Origin of the sequence: Bacillus sp. V33-4 (genome assembly GCF_002860225.1) — a bacterium.
Lineage (GTDB): Bacteria > Bacillota > Bacilli > Bacillales > Cytobacillaceae > Bacillus_BJ > Bacillus_BJ canaveralius.
Window position 1 is genome coordinate 16,636 of sequence record NZ_PGVC01000038.1, and the last position, 16,957, is coordinate 33,592.

Genomic DNA, 16,957 nt, shown 5'->3' on the forward strand with positions numbered 1-16,957 from the left:
GTACCAAGTCAGGTCCCCTCCGTTTTTTTAACTAATCAAGAAACGGCTTTAGATTTACTGTTAAGCCGGGCTTTAATAATCTCTCTCCTGCCATCCTGCACCAGTTAATGCAGGCTTAATTGTTTTACTGCGAGCTTCCTTAATTTTGACGTTATTAATATACCAGCCTCTTCCATTCGTTGACGCGTCTGTTTTGTAACGGAACCTGATAAAATTTGTATTTCCCGGAACATCAAGGTTAACTTTCTGCCAGTCAACACTGCTTCCTGTGGTAGGTTCGCCCAGTTGTGTCCACACTTCCCCGTCTTCAGAAACTTCAACATAACCGAAGTCAAACCCGGTTTCAATCCGGTACCATGTGTTAAAAGACAGAGTTGCAGCTTTTTCAATATTAACCCGTGCTGTTAAAGTCCGATCCAAACGATCCCCATATCCGGAAAACCAAGCTCCATTTCCCCCACGAATATCTACTGGAATTGCATCGGCTACTTGTCTCGCAAACTCTCGTCTAGTGCCATTAGTAGAAACTGTATTTCTTGTCGGATGAACCCGGTTGGTAAGGAGGATCGCAATTGTGTCATTATTCTGGTTAATCACGATTGATGTCCCCGTATAGCCCGTATGTCCAAGCGTAGTTCCTTCCGATAACGCGTCCATAAACCATCCCTGGCCGATCTCCCAGCCAAGCCCATGGTCATTTCCCGGAAATTGCGGGATTTGGTTTTCGGCAAGCAAGCGCACGGTTTCCGCCTTTAAAATTCTTTTATTGCCATAGCTGCCTTCATTCACAAACATATGCGCGAATTTACCAAGGTCACGAGCGGTTGAGAACACTCCGGCATGCCCGGCAACCCCGCCCAATGACCAGGCATTCTCATCATGAACCTCTCCCCAAACAATGCCGCGCGCCGGTGTAGCCTGATATTCAGTTGCAGCAATTCTGTCTTTAAGCGCGGCTGGCGGATTGTACATCGTATCCCTCATTCCAAGCGGTCCGGTAATATGCTCTGCAACGAAAGCATCCAACCGCTGTCCGGATAAACGTTCAATAAGGGCACCAAGTGTGATCATGTTCAAGTCGCTGTATGTATAGGTGCTCCCCGGTGCGTTTTTTAATGGGTGTTTTAAGACGGTTTGAATTCGGTCTTCCCGGCTGTTCCCCTCGGTATAAAGCGGAATCCACGCCGTGAATCCGGAGGTGTGGGTCATCAGCTGTCTGATCGTAACAGATTCCTTCCCATTTTGCGCGAACTCGGGAAGATAGTCTGCAACAGGATCGTCCAATCCGAAAAGGCCTTGTTCATACAGTTTCATAGCGGCGGTTGTCGTAAAAATTTTGCTGATTGAGGCGAGATCAAAAATCGTATCCGTCTTCATTTGAATTGGTTCGTCCACTTCCGTGAATTTATCATCTTCATAACGGAGCGCGTGTCCATATGCCTCATGCTTAACGATATGTCCTCTTCTGGCAACAAAAGCTACGGCACCAGGCATTGCCCGCTCAGAAATCTTTTTGTTGATGATAGCGTCTATTTGGTCAAGAGGTTCCTGGACCATTCCGGCTGCTCTTGGAGAGCCGGGCAACAATACAGGATATGACTTTCCCGGATGATCCCATGCGAACTTTGAATGCTTCTTTTGCTTAAATGGCTTTTTCTCGATTTCATTTTCGTACGTCTTAAAAAAATGACCTGTTATTTCGTCTGCTAAAGCGGGACTGCTGGCAGGAATTAGCATAGCAGTGCACATCACAGCTGCTATCGCAAACATGAAATCTTTGTTTTTCATACTTCCTCCTTTTGAGCTTCAGCTCTTTAATATTGTTAACCAAATTTCCGAAGTGAAAAGGCTTGCAAATCTAATTTCAGATTAATTGTTTTTCTGTATAGATGTCTATACCGCATTAGACCCGGAATGTCTGAAAAATCAGTTTTTTATATATCCAATTACTTAGGATTTTTTACCTGTTTTTGAAAAGTTAGTTTAATAAATTTCACAGAACACTTCTTTAATTGAAAAACGAACAATTAGACAATTGAAAAAGCCGGAAAACTACTCCGGCTTTTTCATCACGTATTTGCATATTTAACTTGTTGAAGTTTTTGCGTACTGGACACGGTGCAAATTCGCAAAAATTCCGTTTTGCTCAATCAGTTGTTGATGGCTCCCCTCTTCGGCAATCCCATCTTCTGTTACGACGACAATTTTGTCGGCATTCTTGATTGTAGCGAGCCGGTGTGCGATCACAAGTGTAGTCCGATTTACGGCAAGCTCTGTTAGAGCCGTTTGGATGATCTGTTCTGTTTCAGTGTCAAGGGCAGAGGTTGCTTCATCCAAAATCAGAATTGGCGGGTTTTTTAAAAACATCCTGGCAATCGCAATCCGCTGCTTTTGTCCGCCGGAAAGCTTCAGGCCGCGTTCGCCAATTTGGGTTTCATAACCATCAGGCAATGATTGAATAAAGCTTTCGAGGTGGGCGCGTTTTGCTGCTTCGATTATCTCCTCTTCGCTGGCATCCAACATCCCATAGGCGATATTCTCTCTTAATGTTCCTGTAAAAAGGAAGACATCCTGCTGGACAATCCCGATTTGTGATCTGAGTGATCGTTTTATCATATCACGAATATCGATTCCATCGATCGAAATATACCCTTCATCAACGTCATAAAATCTCGGAATCAGAGAACAGATCGTTGTTTTTCCCGCGCCTGACGGACCGACAAATGCAATCGTCTCCCCTGCCACGATATGAAGATCAATTTGCTTAAGTACAGGTTTATTTTCATCATAGCTGAAAGATACGTTTTTAAAATCAATATGGCCATGCAAAGAAGAAACTTCAATTGCATCCTCCGTATCTTTAACATCAGGTTCCATGTCGAGCAACTCGGTAAATCGTTTAAAACCAGCCATCCCTTTTGGATATAGCTCCATTAAAGCACTTATTTTATCAATCGGCTTAAGTAACACGTTCACATATAGAACAAACCCGACGAGCTGACCATAAGAAAGATCTCCGCTGAAACTTAACCAGGAACCGTATACGAGAACAACCAGGGTGATGAAACGCGTCATCATATAGATTCCGGAAGAACTGAAAGACATAATTTTATATGCACCAAGCTTTGCCTTGCGGAATTTTTTGTTGTTTTTTGCAAAACGGTTGATTTCAAATTTTTCATTCGTAAACGATTGCACAACCCGGACGCCTGAGACACTGTCCTCCACTCGTGCATTAACGTCCGCAATATCACCGAACATTCGCTTCCATGCTTTGTTCATGCTCAGATTGCTGACAACAATCAGCAAAATCAGGAATGGGACGATGACTATTGTTGCGAGAGCGAGCTTCACATTAATGGTAAGCATGATCCAGAAAGCGCCGAAAAATGTCATCACGGCAATAAACAAATCCTCCGGTCCATGGTGGGCAAGCTCACCGATATCAAATAGGTCGTTTGTAATCCTGCTCATAATATGGCCAGTTTTGGTATTATCGAAAAACTTGAATGATTGGCGCTGGACATGCTGAAACAGCTGCTGCCGCATATCGGTTTCAATATTAATGCCGAGCTTATGGCCCCAATAGTTGACGATAAATTGCAAGCCCGTGCTCACAATATAAAGTGCCAGCAATCCAGCACTGACAGAAACAATCGCTGACCAATTTCCAGTCGGAAGCAGCGAGTCTACAAACCATTGCACAGCAAGTGGAAATGCAAGCTCTAGCACGGCCACGACCACAGCACTGCTAAAATCAATCACGAAAAGTTTTCGGTGCGGGATATAATATGTAAAAAACCGCTTAATCATTTTGGTTATTCTCCTTTTCACAGTTGCAAATATACTAGGATTATAGGGCTGTCAGGAATTTTTTTCAAGGATTCTACCCATATGTTAATCTATTAATTCAGCAAAAAGCAGCCAACACGGATTGGCTGCTTTTAATGATGAGAATCCTAACAATAATAATCATCGATTTTCGCCCACACAGCATTAAAAAGCAAAGTTTTTTCCCTCTTCCAATATGAAGGCGTTTTTCCTGGCGATAACATTGCCGATTGGATCAATGAAAACTTCGTCTGTTTTATCTTTTAAGTAATCTTGTAGAAAATAAGAAACAGAATGTTCATATCCGCAGGGCCCGGATAATGATGTTAATGTTTTTAAAAGCTTAAGCATTCAATCTTCCCCCAAAGAAAATTATTTCTATACTCGAAATGTTGTTACGTAAAGTATTATAGGTTATGAATTTTCAGAAATCAACTCAAAAAGACTGGAATTGTTGTAATGCTTCTTTGGGTAATTCGCTATTGAATTTTTTTCTTGGTTCAAGATTATTTTTGATATGATTGTCATTAATCCTTTTGAACTCCGAATCTCGCATTGATTTGGCCGCGGAGCATTTGCTTTCTAATTTTTCGATCCTCTTTTCTGCTTTTGCTTTCCATTTCCTGCTTGATCTCCTTCGTGGTAACTCCATCTTCTCGTTTATTGGCGATATCAATTAATCGTTCCACGTCAGCGAATGAATATTTTCGGTTCCCGCGCGCCGATCTTTCTGGAAAGATGAGCTTGCGGTCTTCATAATAGCGGATTTGTCGTTCAGTAAGTCCCGTCAGCTCACTGACAACACCAATCGTGATCACTTTTCTTTCTTTATAAGATTCATCCTCCATTCGCTTTTCACATCCTCTTCTATAACATTTATAATAATTTTACATTTTTCCTATAAGAAAATTTACCTTTATGTAAGATAATCTAACATAGATTTAAAATTAGTGTTAGATTATCTTACGCAAATGATGTTGAACAAAACATTTTTTATTAAAATAAGAAAAACGTAAGTAAAGGGGGTATGGTCAAATGCCATTTTTACGTGAGGCGGTTGAAAAGAAACGGAGAGAATTTATTAGCATCCTAATGAACGCGGGTGTGTTGAGGAACTCCGATAAGGAATATCAAAAATGGACATTTACTGAGCTGAAAACGGAATGCAAAAGGCTCCAAATAAACAATAAAAAAAATGACTAATCGGGGCAGCATCATAAATAAAGAAGAGGATGATCGGAGATGAACCAGAAGGAAACGCTCGAGATTGTGAAGAAAATTATTGAACTTGACTTGCTTCGGGATGAATATTGGGAAAGCTTATCGGAAAAAGCCGGGGAACATGCATTTGAGCTTTTACGAATAGCACAAAATAGCTGATAATTTTATAATGAATGGCTTACTAAAGAACGGACAGTGCGTCCGTTCTTTTTTCTCATTATTAAAATTTTGACATTAATGCGAATACCGTGCTGATCGCACGGTCCTATCTTTCTATTTTTTGTTAACCAATTTAACAAATTCTTTTTGAATAGGGTATGGCAAATGTCACTGCATCAAGAAACGATTTATGGCATTCTATTTTTGCCAGTCCCTTTAAGAGAGGTTGATCGTGATGGACGCTCATAAACAGCGGTTGTTTCGCAAACTATTTAAACTCAGGGTTAGACAAACCCGAATGATGGAAATAGAAGGTCCGGTCAGTCCAAAATTTATTCAGCTTTCGAAACAGATTGATCATCTACTTGATAAATATTTAAAAAACTACAGGTGAATGAATGAATTTCATAAAGCAATTTTTAAATTGAAAGTAGAACAATTATTTAAAATTAAGACAGCATGATTCGTTTTCCACGGGATACTCTTGTTTATTGCAGACAACTTCATTTGTTTTTCGGTTTAGCTTATTACTTTGTGAATTTACTCGAAGGATGAATTCCTTTTCCACAATCTAAAACGGGGAAAGTCCAATTTTTATACGAGATTGGCGGCTCCTCAAGTTTTGACGACATATAGATCGCCCCCGTAAGCAAACGAAATCCGTCCCGTTTCCTCTGAAACAATGAGGGCAAGCGCGTCTGTGTGCTCAGTAATCCCGATAGCAGCGCGATGCCTCGTCCCGATTTTTCTCTTTGCAGGCTTATTTGATATTGGGAGAATGTTCCCCGCTGAAAGAATACGGTCTTGAAGTATTACCGTTCCCCCGTCATGAAGTGGATTGCCCGGATAAAAGATTGCTTCAAGCAGCTGCTGGCTGACCTTTGCGTTTATTTGGATTCCGTTATTTATTAACGCTTCAATCGGGTTGCTCCGCTCAACGATAATAAGCGCTCCATGCCTTTTAGCAGAAAGCGTGTCCACCGCCTGTGCAATATCAGAGAATTCATGCGTATATGGTTCTAAATATGACTTTAAGTAATACGAAGATGAAATTGTTTGTACATCCGCCACAAGCGAGGCTAATTTTTCAAAATTAGAGAGAATGCAACAATCCAATTCATCAATCGAATTTTCAATTTCCGACACACTGCTGTGAATTTCACTCAAATACCGTGCGACATTTACCCTGAATTTCAGCGCTTCTGCATCCATTTACCGTCATCCTTTCATTGCCTAATACCCATTATATTTTCCTCCCTGTTTAGAATTAAACTCGCTATTAATACGATCGCATTTCAAAAGTTTGCTGTGAAGTTGACGATATATTTGAAATGTTGACGATAAAGGGGGTGAAGTCGATGATATATTTCTAAAGTTGAGGATTAATCAGACAAAGTTGATGATATACTTGAAAGTTGATGATAAAGGGGTCAAGTTGATGATATATTTCTAAAGTTGACGATTAAGTAGACAAAGTTGATGATAATTCAAAGCCACTAACAGGAGGATTGATGAAATGATCATAAGAAAACGTGAAATTCCACTGATTGTTCAAAAGTTGGAAGCCTTACAGCGGCGGACGCCACCTGATCACACTAAAATTCCAATTATTAAAGAAAATTTGTCTAAAAGTCTTGCTGGATTTAAAGGCGAGACTTCAATTGATTTCCCACTGAGTTTCCTTCCAGAAGAGAACTACTTCATTTTGCATGATCTTCGACTTCATGACCAGCAGCATTACTTCCAAATCGACACATTAGTTTTAACTCATACCTTTTTGTTGATCCTGGAGGTAAAAAATATAACTGGTACACTAGTTTTTGATCAGGTGTTCCATCAGCTTATCCGAAAAGTGGATGAAAAAGAAGAAGTTTTCCCGGATCCATTAATCCAAATCTTCCGGCAGGAGTCTCAGCTCAAAAAATGGCTGGAAAATCACCGTTTACCAGACATTCCGATTGCTTCTTTAGTCGTTGTTAGTAACCCATACAGCTTTATTCGCACCACACCAGAAAATATAAATCCTCAACAAAAAATTGTACACCGTGATTTTCTCCCTCAGAAAATTAAGCAACTTGAAAATCTTTATCACGAATCAAAAATTTCGGAAAAAGAGCTTAAAAAAATAATTCGTCAGCTCGAAAAGCAGCATACTCCCCTTGATCAATCCATCTTGAACCGCTACCAAATGACAAAAGATGAATTAATCAAAGGCGTTCATTGCACAAATTGTTACTATCTTCCAATATTTCGATTCTACGGAACCTGGTATTGCCCTGCATGTAGCCTCAAAGATAGAAACGCTCACCTTTCATCCCTAAAGGATTACTGCCTCTTAATAGGGTCTACAATTACAAATAGCGAATTGCGAGATTTTTTGCAAATTTCCAGCCCTTCTCTTACAAACCGGTTACTCAAGTCTTTGAACGGAACATATGGAGGAATGAATAAAGCGAGGGTTTACTGTTTACCTTTTAAAGATTAATAATAATCCCTACCCTGTCAGCACCTTATACGCCTGCCAGCCAAAATAAATCCCGAAGCCGATCATCGATAAGCCGGATAAGACCGAGATCGCCATTAGAATGCGGTGATCCAGGTATCTTTTCATGCTGCTTGCGACGGCCGCCATCGTTACATCCCATATCAACAGGCCGATGAAGATCGCAGAACTATACATAATCAGCTGGCTGTGGCCGTAGGAGGCTGCGGTTTTAGCGAGTACGGATCCGTAAATGCCAAGCCAAAATAAAATCGTCAATGGATTTGAGATCGACATTAAAAAACCGGATAGGAACGATTTCGAGTACGATTCGTTGGATCTTGTCCGGTTTGCGATTGGTTTTCGGGAATTGATGAGGCTCTCGATACCGGTATATGTGAGGACGAAGCAGCCAAACAGCCAGAGAAACGTTTTCATAAAAGGTGTCTCCAGGAAATGGACTACGCCGATATAGACAGCAAGCATGTATATTCCATCTGCAACAACCGCTCCGACCCCGACAAGCCATGCATGCAGAAATCCACTTTTTATTCCTCTATCTAATTGGGCTGCGTTGACCGGTCCGATTGGTGCCGCAAGCGATAGCCCTAAAAGTATATAACTGAAGAAAACAGTCATCAAGCCATCCTCCTTTTTTTCTTGTCTTTCATTTTTATTCGGAGGCACAGGCTCGTACAACAAATTTACGTAAAAAGTTTAAATAATCCATTCAACATTTTTTGTAAAAACAGGTTTAAAAATCAACTAAAAAAGGAGTAATAATATCGTATTGAGGTGGTAAAATGTCGGGATTTGTTAATCAATTTGAAAAGCCAAAAGGGTTGTTAGGAAAAATAGCCGGGAAAATCATGTTTTTTGAAAATCGAAAAATCAACAAATGGACAATCAACCATTTGGACATTAAGCGAGGCGATCGCATTCTCGAAATCGGCTATGGTCCTGGCTATGCAATAAAACATATCATTGAAAAGTATGAGCAGGTCACAATCGATGGAGTCGACGTATCAAACAAGATGAAAACGGAAGCGGAAAAAGTGAATGAAGAAGGGATCAAGTCTGGCAAAGTCCAGCTCTACACTGGCGATATTGCTGAATTCGAGGCGCCCGCAGATTATTATGATAAGATCTTTTCTGTTAATAACTATCCGCTCTGGGAAAAACCGTCCCAATCTCTTAAAAATGTACTCGCGATGCTTGCCCCCGGCGGAAAAATTGCTTTTACCGTCCAGCCCCGTGAAGAAGACGCTAACAACGGGACAGCAGCCGAATTAGGTAAAAAAATTAAAGCCGACCTTGAAAAAGCCGGCTTTCAACAAATCACTGCCTTTTATAAACATTTTCGCCCGGTCCGGACTGTCTGTGTGACAGCATTAAAAAAACCGTAATTATGCAGTGCCGACCGTCCTCGCTGCTCGTATTAACTGTTCAATGCTCTTTAAATCATCAGCCTCAAACAAATCAATGATTCGGCTGCCGACAATGACACCATCGCAATATTGAGAGAACTCTCTGACATGGTCAGGTGTTGAGATTCCAAATCCCGCCAGCACAGCCTTGTTGCTCGCTTCTTTTACTTTCTGGAGATAGGCTCCGATTTCTGTTTGGAATCCACTTCGAGCTCCTGTAATGCCTGTTACGGTGACGGCGTAAAGAAAGCCATTTCCTTTCTCGGAAATCTCTTTTATCCGTTCAGGCGGACTTGTCAAAGTGACAAGGCGGATCAGTTCGATTCCCGCTTCCTCTAATTTTGGTGCAATCAAATCTTCCTCTTCAACAGGCAAATCGGGGATAATACAGCCATCAATACCTGCCCTGGTTGCTGATTCAATAAATGAATCCAGCCCATAAGCGAGAATCGGGTTCATATAGGTCATAATTAAATACGGGATTGAGACCTCATCTCGAATTGTTTCTAAAGCCTCTAAAACACCTTGCAGCGTTGTACCCTTTTTCAAAGCGCGCAGTCCCGCCCGCTGAATCGTCGGACCGTCTGCGACAGGATCGGAGAATGGGATGCCAAGTTCGACGGCGGTTGCGCCGCATTTTTCAAGAAATAGCAGTTTTTCTTTTAACGATTCGAGTCCCCCGTCACCAGCCATGATATACGGGACAAAAGCTTTCTCATTTCGGTCGTTTACTGCTGCAAATGCTTTTTCCAATCTGTTGCTCATGATTGTTTCCCTCCCAGCACAGCTCTTACTGTTTGTACATCTTTGTCTCCCCGGCCTGATAAACAAATGACGATCGCTTCGTCAGCGGCCATCGTTGGCGCGAGCTTTAAAGCGTATGCTACAGCATGAGCGCTTTCGAGTGCCGGAATAATACCTTCCAGCTGCGACAACAGCTGCAGCGCATCAAGTGCCTCGTCGTCGGTAATTGATTCATATGTGACCCTTCCTGAATCACGCAAAAAGCTATGCTCAGGGCCTACTCCCGGATAATCCAATCCCGCCGAAATCGAATGAGCTTCCTGAATTTGCCCGGCATCATCCTGGAGCAGATACATCATCGCCCCGTGCAAAACACCCGGCTTTCCCTTTGTGAGTGAGGCTGCATGGCGTCCGGAATCGAGCCCGGCACCTGCAGCTTCGATGCCGTAAAGACGGACATTTTCGTCCTTTATAAACGGATAAAACATCCCCATTGAATTGCTGCCGCCGCCAATACAGGCGACAACGGCTTCTGGTAGTTTGCCTTCTTTTTCAACATATTGGGCTTTTGTCTCATTCCCGATCACGCTTTGAAAATCACGAACGATCATCGGAAATGGATGCGGACCCATCACCGAGCCTAAAATATAATGCGTGTCATTTACATTGGCTACCCAGTACCGGAGGGCTTCATTTACAGCGTCCTTCAATGTTCCGCTCCCCGATGCGACGCTGATAACCTTTGCCCCAAGCAGTTCCATCCGGAAAACGTTAAGCTCCTGGCGGCGAATATCTTCTTCGCCCATGAAAATGACGCACTCAAGATTTAGGAGGGCACAGACCGTTGCCGTTGCAACCCCATGCTGGCCAGCCCCCGTTTCTGCAACAATTTTCTTTTTGCCCATTCGGACAGCGAGCAGCGCCTGGCCGATTGTATTGTTGATCTTATGGGCCCCAGTATGGTTCAAATCTTCACGTTTCAAATAAATTTTTGCACCGTTTGCGTGTTTCGTTAAATTTTTCGCTAAATATAAAGGCGTTTCCCGTCCGACATAATCCGTAAGCAAATCACGAAGCTCGTTCTGAAAAAATTCATCGGCAATCGCTTTGTGATATGCTTGTTCAAGCTCCAAGACAGCTTGCATTAGCGTTTCTGGAACAAATCTTCCGCCGTATTTTCCAAAATGACCCTTCTCATCCGGTAATGTGTATGTCATTATGATCATTCCTCTCCTGCTTGTTTTGCAATCGCAATAAATCTGTTGATTTTACTTATATCTTTCTTTCCGTCTGTTTCAACGCCACTGCTGACATCAACCATATAGGGATCAACTTTTCCAATTGCCTCGGCAACATTGTTTGCATTCAGTCCCCCGGCAAGTATAACCTTTGTTTCACTTTTTGACGCCTCGGCGGCAAGCTCCCAATTAAATTTCGTGCCGTTTCCGCCACGGTACTTCCCTTTCGGACTATCAAGAAGCACGTATTCAGTTTCATACCTCACCAGTTCTTTCATATCTTCAGAGGTGCTGATACTTATTGCTTTTACCACCGGAAGGCTTATCGCCTTGCAGAATTCCGGTGATTCGTCTCCGTGAAGCTGAATCAGGTCGAGCTTGGCCGTATTCGCAATTCTTTCAATCTGTTCAATCGTTTCATTAACGAACACGCCAACCTTCTGGACATGACCAGGCAGGATTGCGGCGATTGCGCCTGCTTGCTCGGGCGTCACCCTTCTGCTGCTTTCCGCAAAAACAAATCCGATCGCATCGGCACCAGCCTTTACTGCGGCTTGAGCCGTTATACTATCCGTTATTCCGCATATTTTTACCTTCATCGCTGCTCCGCCTTGATCATCGGTACTTTCATGCCTTTTAATTGTGCTTCCAGCCCACCGGCAGCCATCAGCGCTTCTCCAACTAATATTGCATTTGCACCAGCCCGGACTGCTCTTTCCGCATCAGCCTTTGTTTTCAATCCGCTCTCGCTGACTAAAAAGGCACCAGCGTTTAAAATTTGTGGAGCGAGCGTTTCGGTTACTCCGAGATCAACCTTGAACGTCTTTAAGTCCCGGTTGTTTACGCCAATCAGCTTTGTTCCGGTTTCCAACGCAGTATCGAGTTCTTTGTCATTATGCACTTCTATTAACACTTCAAGGCCGTTTGCAATACTATAATTATATAATTCTTTTAACTGGTCTTTTTCCAGGGCAGCCGCGATTAACAAAATGATGTTGGCCCCGGACCGTTTTGCGAGCTCTATCTGTGAGCTGTCGATCATAAAATCCTTGCACAAAATTGGGCTATCCACCGCTGCCCTCACCGCCTCAAGGTCAGCAAATGAGCCTTTAAAAAAGCTCTTATCCGTTAAAACAGAAATTGCGTCTGCCCCGAATTCTACATACGCGCGGGCTTGTGCCTGCGGGTCCGCCTTGATATTAATATCGCCTTTCGACGGTGAAGCGCGTTTAAATTCGGCAATAATCCTTAGTTCATCTGCCAGCTTCAGCTTTTCGAGGAACGATCTTTTATGATAGCTGTCTTGTCCGCGTTTTTCCTCAAGGGCATGCTTGATTTCGCCGAGTTCCCGATGTTTTTGTGCGATTATTTCGTCTAAAATCGTCGCCATCTTAAATCACCTCTTGTTGATAAAAACGTGTTTTTTCAATTAATTGTTCAAGCTTATCAAGGGCAGCGCCAGAGTCTATACTCTCTGTAGCAAGCTCAATCCCTTTTTTGATTGATGCTGCTTTTCCGCCGGCATAGATGCCAATCCCGGCATTTAAAAGAACCGTATCGCGGTAAGCTCCTGTTTTCCCTTTGAGAACAGCTTGTAAAATTTCAGCATTTTCCCTGGAGTCCCCGCCCTTGATTTCCTGATTATCATATTGCGACAGCCCTGCTTCTTCAGGAAGAAGAACCTGCTTTTTTATTTCACCGGCATCAAGAATAACTAAATGGTTCTCTCCTTGCAGCGATGCTTCATCCATATGGCCGGCCCCGCTCACGACAACGGCGCGCTTTCTGCCCAATTTTTTTAACACATTTGCAAACATTTCCGAAAAATCACGGCGGTATGTTCCAAGCAATTGATAATCCAAATTAACCGGGTTAGTGAGCGGACCGATTAAATTGAAAACGGTCGGGATCCGCAGGTCTTTGCGGACTTTCATAATTTGCTTGATTCTCGGGTGGACATTAGGCGCGAACAAAAAGGCAATCCCGATTTTTTCAAGCATCTCTTCGGTTGCTTCTACCGACGAAGCAAGATTTACACCAAGCTGTTCAAGGACATCGGCACTTCCCGTTTTACTGGAGACACTCCGGTTGCCGTGCTTGGCAACCGTAATTCCGGCACCAGCAATCACAAATGCTGAAGTTGTGCTGATGTTGAAGCTTTTCGAGCCATCGCCACCTGTACCGCAGTTATCCAGGACATCGTTAAACTTCTTTTGAAAGGGCAAGGAAGCGTCCCTCAATGCCTGGACGAGTCCCACGATCTCATCGACGGTTTCGCCCTTCGTCTTTAAGCTGATTAAAAATGCCGCAATCTCGCTGTCTGTAATATCATCCGAAAGCAGCTGGAGAGCTGCTTCCTTCATTTCTGCTTCAGTTAATGAATCCCGTTCAGATAGCCTTTGAAGATACGTTCTCATCTTCAAACTCCCTCCCTATTTCGCTCAAAAAGTTTTTTAGTATCTGCTTTCCAAGTCCTGTGCCAATTGACTCAGGATGGAATTGCATCCCAAATAACGGGTACCCTTCGTGTTTGACCGCCATGATTTCCTGATCATCCATGGAGCGGGCCAGGATTTGAAATTCTTCTGGCAAGGTGCCGCGGCTGATTACGAGTGAATGATATCTCATCGCTTCGATCGGCTGTGACAAATATTGAAATATATAAGTGCCCGAATGGGTCAACTGTGAAATCTTTCCATGCATAATCTTTTTAGCGACGTCAATTTTTGCCCCGAATGCATAACCGATCGCTTGATGCCCTAAACAAATGCCGAGAATCGGAATCTGTTTATAAAAAGTTGTGATCGTTTCGATGCAAATGCCGGCTGCCTCGGGACGGCCCGGACCTGGTGACAGGACGATCGCTTCCGGCTTTAGTTGTTGAATTTGCTCAATGCTGATTTCATCATTGCGGACAACCGTAACCGTTTCACCGAGTTCACCGAAATACTGATAAAGGTTATAAGTAAATGAATCGTAATTATCAATTAGCAATATCATCTTGATCCTCCAAAAAGGCCTTTAGTTTGTGAAGCGTTTCTTCGTACTCTTTTTCCGGGGAAGAATCATATACAATTCCCGCTCCTGCCTGGATATATGCTTTGTCGTTTTTAATAAGCATCGTCCGGATCGCAAGCGCAAAGTCGAGGTTGCCGCTGGCGGAGACATAGCCGACCGCCCCTGAGTAGACGCCTCTCTTCACTTCTTCAAGCTCATTAATGATTTCCATCGCCCTGATTTTCGGAGCTCCCGAGACAGTGCCGGCTGGCAGGCATGATATTAATGCGTCGATCGGTTTATAATTTTCGTTAAGCGTTCCTGTCACCTCGGAAACTAAGTGCATCACATGCTTGAATTTTTCAAGCGCCATATATTTATCAACATGGACCGTGCCAAATTCGCAGATCCTGCCCAAGTCGTTTCGGCCCAGATCGACAAGCATGCGATGCTCCGCCAGTTCTTTCTCATCCACAAGTAAACTATTTTCGTGCATCCTGTCCTCCTGCTCCGTTTTACCACGCGGCCTTGTACCGGCGATAGGGTTTGTAGTTACTTTTTTGCCGTTAGCTTTAATCAAGCTTTCAGGCGAAGATCCCGCCACTACATAATCTCCAAAATCAAGATAGTACATATAGGGGGAAGGATTGCCGACTCTGAGCTTTCGATAGAATGAGAAAGGATCTCCCGTGAATGTTGCCTGCAGCCGCTGTGAAAGAACGACTTGAAAAATATCGCCTTCTGAAATGTACTTTTTTGCTTTTGCAACCTTTTCGATAAAATCGTTTTTGCTGATCGAGGCTTTGAATGCTGAAAGGTTTGCGTCGTTTGTAAGCTTTGTTTCCCCACCCGCCAATAACTCGGTTTTCCTTTTCGCTATCCGATCCTTTAACTCGTCAATGGTCGTTTCTTTTCGTAGCGGGGATGCGACAATTGAGATTTTTTGTTCAAGGTGGTCAAAGACGATCACATCTTCATAAAACATAAAATGAACCTCGGGAATACTCAGCTCATCAGGCAAGTTTTCGCCGATGTTCTCGTATTGTCGAATGACATCATAGCCGGCATAACCAACAGCCCCGCCCGCCAGTGGGAAATCGGCTGCTCCATTTTCCGGCAACAGTGATTTTAATACTTCAAGCGGCTTTTCATGTCTTAGCTCCTGCCCGGTCTCAGTCTTAATGGTTGTTCTATCTCCATTGCCGGTAAGTTCGAAGACCGGATCTGTTCCGATGAAAGAATATCTTCCTGAAGCCTCATATTTAAGCGAACTCTCCAATAAAAATTTTTTTCGTCCTGATAACCGTTGAAAAATTAAAATCGGTGTGAAGGTATCCCCCTCTAGTTGTTCAACGATTAGATTCTTATTCTCCAATAAACTTTTCATCCACCCAAGCTCCTTTCAACGCTGTTTCTGAAAATAAAAAAGTCCCCTATACACACGCGAAGGACGTGTATATAGAGGACGATTATGCTGGACCGTGGTGCCACCTCAAGTTCGGAGCCGTAATGGCTCCCTCGTTCAGATACAAGCTAAACTCGGAAACAACTTTAGAAACGAATACGCTTCTAAAGAGGAATACTCCAGCTCAGCCGATATCCTATCCTTTTAACGGTGGAAGTCCGTGTACCCCTACTTGGCGTTCAAGGCACCTCTCGTAAGGCCATTCAGCTGACTTCTTGTACCGGGTTCCACCAATCCCGGCTCTCTGGAACGAAGATCGATCAGCTTACTCTTCTTACTCAGCGATTTATTATCAAATTTTCAACACAAAAAGGGCCTCCCGTCAACAAAAGGACGAGAGACCCGTGGTGCCACCTTGATTAGCTAAAATTCAGCTCACTTTGCGACATCAAAGCATTTGCTTTAATATCTGTCTCTTGTAACGATGAGACTGTTCGCCAAAGCCTACTTTTCGTAAAGAAGTTCGGTTCGGAGGCTCTGAAGTCCATTCACTCTTACATCGACACTGATTTGCACCAACCATCAGCTCTCTGCAGTTTCCGTAAAAGTTACTAATCTTCGTCATCGCCGTACGTTTGATTTGTTGTTTTCAATAATAATTACAATCATAAAAAATGTCAAGAAGCAAATTCTATTTTTTAAAAATATTTACGCTTCTTAAAACACAACTTACAACTGCTCCTTTTGCAGTTCTCTTTTAAGCTTTTCATGCCAAACAGATGCCAGCTCTTCAACCTCAAGGATTTTTTCAATCGCCTCTTTGTTTTTCCTGTCATGAAAAAGAGTCTGATTGGCAAATAAAATCGATACCTTTTTTTCGTTTTCTTCTACCAATTGCATATGTGAATTCTCAAAAACCATTCCTTCTTCCAGGACCCGGAAAAAATATCCTGTATATCCTGTGTCAACTATTCTTTTTAACAACTCGTCGATGGCATTATGCTTCGAAATTGTTGAACATGGAACCCGCCCCTGAGAAATTTGGACAACTGCAGTTCCCAGTTTGTAAATATTTCCTATGTATACATCCGCTTCTGTCATTCCCGCAATCGTGATATTCTCCCCAAACGCAGGCAGCTGGAGCGGGATCTTGAACTCTTTTTCCCATAGAGAATAATGTTCGAAAGGATAAAGACAAACTGCGCGCTCGGGGCCGCCGTGGAACTCATGATTCGCGACTCCATCGCCAATAAACCCTTCTTTCGTTAACAGCACCTCTTGAATCGGTTTCTTGCAGATTGCCGATTTTTCCTCTCGTCCCTGCCATCGGAAGTCTTTTGGTTCTCCGACTGACAGCGATATGATTGGTGCAGCGTTATGCATCTTTATCACCCCCATGTTCTTTTTCGCCGCTTAAGCCGGTTTTTCCTTCTTTTTTTCATTGGGCTTATTT

18 protein-coding genes and 2 other annotated features are annotated in these 16,957 nt (G+C 43.0%); of the genes, 4 read left to right on the forward strand and 14 right to left on the reverse strand.

Annotated elements, in window-relative coordinates; all coding sequences use genetic code 11:
* Positions 1-72 precede the first annotated feature (72 nt).
* The 4 genes from CVD23_RS14335 to CVD23_RS14350 form a co-directional block, all read right to left on the reverse strand.
* Positions 73-1,788, reverse strand: coding sequence for a serine hydrolase (locus CVD23_RS14335; protein WP_257988506.1), 1,716 nt, complete (start codon positions 1,786-1,788; stop codon positions 73-75).
* 297 nt (positions 1,789-2,085) lie between these two features.
* Complete coding sequence (locus CVD23_RS14340) at positions 2,086-3,813, reverse strand: ABC transporter ATP-binding protein (RefSeq protein WP_101666402.1); 1,728 nt, start codon at positions 3,811-3,813, stop codon at positions 2,086-2,088.
* 183 nt (positions 3,814-3,996) lie between these two features.
* Positions 3,997-4,182, reverse strand: a complete 186-nt coding sequence (locus CVD23_RS14345) for a hypothetical protein (RefSeq protein WP_257988507.1) — start codon at positions 4,180-4,182, stop codon at positions 3,997-3,999.
* 176 nt (positions 4,183-4,358) lie between these two features.
* Positions 4,359-4,679 (reverse strand): MerR family transcriptional regulator, encoded by a 321-nt coding sequence (locus CVD23_RS14350; RefSeq protein WP_101578511.1) that lies wholly within the window; start codon positions 4,677-4,679, stop codon positions 4,359-4,361.
* 187 nt (positions 4,680-4,866) lie between these two features.
* Between CVD23_RS14350 and CVD23_RS14355 the strand changes: the two genes are divergently transcribed.
* Both CVD23_RS14355 and CVD23_RS22010 read left to right on the forward strand, forming a co-directional pair.
* A complete protein-coding gene (locus CVD23_RS14355) occupies positions 4,867-5,034 on the forward strand; it encodes a Fur-regulated basic protein FbpA (protein WP_101666403.1) in 168 nt (55 codons plus the stop codon).
* A 39-nt stretch (positions 5,035-5,073) separates the two neighbouring features.
* Positions 5,074-5,211 carry a hypothetical protein gene (locus CVD23_RS22010; RefSeq protein WP_180955669.1) on the forward strand — a complete coding sequence of 46 codons (138 nt, stop codon included), beginning with the start codon at positions 5,074-5,076 and terminating at the stop codon, positions 5,209-5,211.
* A gap of 615 nt (positions 5,212-5,826) precedes the next feature.
* Here the strand turns inward: CVD23_RS22010 and cdaS are convergent.
* Positions 5,827-6,423, reverse strand: a complete 597-nt coding sequence (gene cdaS / locus CVD23_RS14360; RefSeq protein WP_101578509.1) for a sporulation-specific diadenylate cyclase CdaS — start codon at positions 6,421-6,423, stop codon at positions 5,827-5,829.
* A 304-nt stretch (positions 6,424-6,727) separates the two neighbouring features.
* On the opposite strand from cdaS, the gene CVD23_RS14365 reads away from it, so the two are divergent.
* A complete protein-coding gene (locus CVD23_RS14365; protein WP_101666404.1) occupies positions 6,728-7,696 on the forward strand; it encodes a nuclease-related domain-containing protein in 969 nt (322 codons plus the stop codon).
* Positions 7,697-7,705: 9 nt separating this feature from the next.
* On the opposite strand, the gene CVD23_RS14370 is transcribed toward CVD23_RS14365, so the two are convergent.
* Complete coding sequence (locus CVD23_RS14370) at positions 7,706-8,332, reverse strand: LysE family transporter (protein ID WP_101666405.1); 627 nt, start codon at positions 8,330-8,332, stop codon at positions 7,706-7,708.
* 164 nt (positions 8,333-8,496) lie between these two features.
* Between CVD23_RS14370 and CVD23_RS14375 the strand changes: the two genes are divergently transcribed.
* Positions 8,497-9,099 carry a class I SAM-dependent methyltransferase gene (locus tag CVD23_RS14375; RefSeq protein ID WP_101666406.1) on the forward strand — a complete coding sequence of 201 codons (603 nt, stop codon included), beginning with the start codon at positions 8,497-8,499 and terminating at the stop codon, positions 9,097-9,099.
* On the opposite strand, the gene trpA is transcribed toward CVD23_RS14375, so the two are convergent.
* The 8 genes from trpA to CVD23_RS14415 form a co-directional block, all read right to left on the reverse strand.
* The gene (gene trpA, locus CVD23_RS14380) at positions 9,100-9,885 is read right to left on the reverse strand and encodes a tryptophan synthase subunit alpha (RefSeq protein ID WP_101666407.1); all 786 of its coding nucleotides are present in this window, start codon (positions 9,883-9,885) and stop codon (positions 9,100-9,102) included.
* A complete protein-coding gene (gene trpB / locus CVD23_RS14385; protein WP_101666434.1) occupies positions 9,882-11,081 on the reverse strand; it encodes a tryptophan synthase subunit beta in 1,200 nt (399 codons plus the stop codon). The genes trpA and trpB overlap by 4 nt, the downstream gene beginning before the upstream one ends.
* 5 nt (positions 11,082-11,086) lie before the next feature.
* Complete coding sequence (locus CVD23_RS14390) at positions 11,087-11,701, reverse strand: phosphoribosylanthranilate isomerase (RefSeq protein ID WP_101578503.1); 615 nt, start codon at positions 11,699-11,701, stop codon at positions 11,087-11,089.
* Complete coding sequence (gene trpC / locus CVD23_RS14395) at positions 11,698-12,492, reverse strand: indole-3-glycerol phosphate synthase TrpC (RefSeq protein WP_101666408.1); 795 nt, start codon at positions 12,490-12,492, stop codon at positions 11,698-11,700. The genes CVD23_RS14390 and trpC overlap by 4 nt, the downstream gene beginning before the upstream one ends.
* A 1-nt stretch (position 12,493) precedes the next feature.
* Positions 12,494-13,519 carry an anthranilate phosphoribosyltransferase gene (gene trpD, locus CVD23_RS14400; protein ID WP_101578501.1) on the reverse strand — a complete coding sequence of 342 codons (1,026 nt, stop codon included), beginning with the start codon at positions 13,517-13,519 and terminating at the stop codon, positions 12,494-12,496.
* Positions 13,491-14,102, reverse strand: a complete 612-nt coding sequence (locus tag CVD23_RS14405; RefSeq protein WP_101578500.1) for an anthranilate synthase component II — start codon at positions 14,100-14,102, stop codon at positions 13,491-13,493. Before CVD23_RS14405 ends, trpD begins: the two co-directional genes overlap by 29 nt.
* A complete protein-coding gene (gene trpE / locus CVD23_RS14410; RefSeq protein WP_101578499.1) occupies positions 14,086-15,486 on the reverse strand; it encodes an anthranilate synthase component I in 1,401 nt (466 codons plus the stop codon). Before trpE ends, CVD23_RS14405 begins: the two co-directional genes overlap by 17 nt.
* Positions 15,487-15,557: 71 nt before the next feature.
* Positions 15,558-15,855: a binding site (T-box leader), on the reverse strand.
* 35 nt (positions 15,856-15,890) lie between these two features.
* Positions 15,891-16,138, reverse strand: a binding site (T-box leader).
* 95 nt (positions 16,139-16,233) lie between these two features.
* Positions 16,234-16,887 (reverse strand): MOSC domain-containing protein, encoded by a 654-nt coding sequence (locus tag CVD23_RS14415; protein ID WP_180955670.1) that lies wholly within the window; start codon positions 16,885-16,887, stop codon positions 16,234-16,236.
* Positions 16,888-16,957: the final 70 nt, after the last annotated feature.